Genomic DNA, 2354 nt, shown 5'->3' on the forward strand with positions numbered 1-2354 from the left:
CAACAGGTCACACTTTTCACGTACTGCTGCGGCAGTCGTCAACGGCTTCAGTTCAAAGTTCATAATCGGTGTTTTCCTTCGAGCCAATGTTATTCGATTCATCTATTCGCAAGGAGCTGGCGCGCAGCTTCGGCGCGACGCTGGTGGTGCTGGTCACGGTCGTGATGACCATGATGCTGATCCGCACCCTCGGGCAGGCCTCCCGTGGCAGCGTCAATCCCTCAGACGTCATGCTGGTGATGGGGTTCACCGTGCTCGGCCAGCTGCCCATCATTCTCAGCCTGAGCCTTTTCGTCGCAGTGGTCAGCACCCTTTCCAGAATGTACCGCGACAGCGAAATGGTCATCTGGTTTGCCAGTGGGCGCGGCCTGGCCAGCTTGCTGCGCCCCTTGCTGCGATTCGCCTGGCCTGTCATGGCCGTCATCGCTGTGCTGTCGCTTGCAGTATGGCCCTGGTCCAACACGCAGATTCAGGAGCTGAAGACACGTTACGAGCGGCGCAGCGACATTGACCGTATTGCCCCAGGTGAATTCCAGGAATCGGCCAACGGCACCCGGGTGTTCTTCATCGACAAGGACACTCCTGATGAACAAGCGGGCAACAACATCTTCATCGCGACCTCGACGGGTGACAAAGAGACCGTGACCAGCGCCCGCAGCGCCCGCATGGAAATTCGTGGAGAAGACCGGATTGCCGTACTCAGCAATGGCCAGCGGCTGGAAACCACCCGCAACCAGCCGGGGTTGAAGATCAGCGAATTTGAGGAATATTCGACCCGCATCGGCTCAGCCCCGCCCGGTGCAGCGGAAGAGTTTTCTGTCAAAACCCGCTCGACCCCTGCCCTGCTGGCGCAACCCGTGCCTGTGCACATGGCAGAGTTGGGCTGGCGCGTAGGGCTGGCACTGGCTGCGCTCAATTTCGTCGTACTGGGGCTGGCCCTGGCCAGCGCCAACCCCCGTGCCGCGCGCAGCACCAGCATGGTGCTGGCACTGTTTGCCTTCATTGTTTACTACAACCTCATGACGCTGGGCCAAAGCTGGGTGGGCTCTGGGCGCATGGGTCTGGTGCCGTTTATGGCTCTGCTGCATGGCGGCACGCTAGGAGCAGGCATGCTTTTGTTGGCGATACGGCACAACCAATGGACGCCCCGCCGCCTTTGGGCACAAAGGAGCCCCGCTTGAATACCCTGCGCCGCCTGATTCACCGCGAAGCCGTGTTCGCGGTTGCGTTTGTCACGATGGGCTTTCTGGCCCTGTTCTTTTTCTTCGATTTGGTCGATGAACTGCGCTGGATTGGCCGCACGGGGTCAGACGGCTACCAGCTGTCCCATGCCCTGCTGTTTGTAGCGCTCAGCATTCCCAGCCATTTGTATGAGTTGCTGCCCATCACCGTGCTCATCGGCACCATTTTTGTGATGGCGCGCCTGGCGCAGAGCTCTGAATTCACCATCATGCGCACCAGCGGCATGGGCCCCTGGCTGGCATTGCGCACGCTGCTCACGCTGGGCGGATTCTTTGTGCTGCTGACCTTTGCTGTGGGTGACTACCTGGCGCCACTTACCGACAAAGCGGCCCAGCTGATCAAGGTGCGCCACCTGGGCAAGCTCAGCTCGGGTGCCACCGGGGCGTGGCTCAAGGCGCGCCAGGACGACCACTCCTTCGCCGTCAACGTGCGTGCCATCGGCGCCGATGGCGGGCTGATCGACGTGCGCATCTTTGAGTTTGACGAGCAGGGCAAGATCGCCTCGCAAACCCGCGCAGCAACAGGACAAGTGCAGGGTTCGGACGACGCCGCCTGGGTGCTGCGCGACGTACAGCGCAGCGTCTTCCACCAACGCGCGGCGGATGAAGCCCAGGTAGAGCACCAAAAACTGCCAGAGTGGCGCTGGCCCACCAACATCAGCGCAGACATGATCGCCGCATCGCTGCTCAAGCCAGATCGCATGGCGACGTTTGATTTGTTCCAGTACATTCGCCACCTGGACGACAACGGTCAATCCGCCCAGCGCTATGAAATCGAATTCTGGCGCAAGGTCTTCTATCCCTTGAGCTGCCTTGTCATGGTGGTTTTGGCGCTGCCCTTCGCATACCTGCACTTCCGCTCAGGCAGCATTGCAGGCTACGTTTTCGTGGGCGTCATGGCGGGCATCAGCTTCTTTTTGCTCAACAACGTATTTGGCTACGCTGGCAACCTGCAAAACTGGTCTCCCTGGCTCACCGCTGCCGCGCCGGGGCTCATCTACTCTGTGTTGTCACTGGCCGCCTTTGGCTGGCTGGTGCTGCGGCGCTAGCCAGGCGCAGCCCATTTTGGCGCGCTAATTCTTTGATTCCGCATCCATGACCGAGCCCACCTCT

General features: G+C 60.5%; 2 protein-coding genes. Both read left to right on the forward strand.

The features are described from left to right. Nucleotides 1-86: 86 nt before the first annotated feature. Entirely contained in the window at nucleotides 87-1181 is a 1095-nt protein-coding gene (gene lptF, locus AADJ04_RS17860; RefSeq protein WP_044394807.1) for an LPS export ABC transporter permease LptF, read from the forward strand. Beyond that, a complete protein-coding gene (gene lptG / locus AADJ04_RS17865) occupies nucleotides 1178-2290 on the forward strand; it encodes an LPS export ABC transporter permease LptG (protein ID WP_341240436.1) in 1113 nt (370 codons plus the stop codon). The genes lptF and lptG overlap by 4 nt, the downstream gene beginning before the upstream one ends. Nucleotides 2291-2354 lie beyond the last annotated feature (64 nt).

Origin of the sequence: uncultured Acidovorax sp. (assembly GCF_964021665.1) — a bacterium.
In the GTDB taxonomy this organism is placed as follows: domain Bacteria; phylum Pseudomonadota; class Gammaproteobacteria; order Burkholderiales; family Burkholderiaceae_C; genus Acidovorax; species Acidovorax temperans.

Excerpts from the sequence above, each read along its gene's own strand:
- lptF (WP_044394807.1), top strand. The coding sequence starts at position 87 with ATGTTATTCGATTCATCTATTCGCAAGGAGCTGGCGCGCAGCTTCGGC.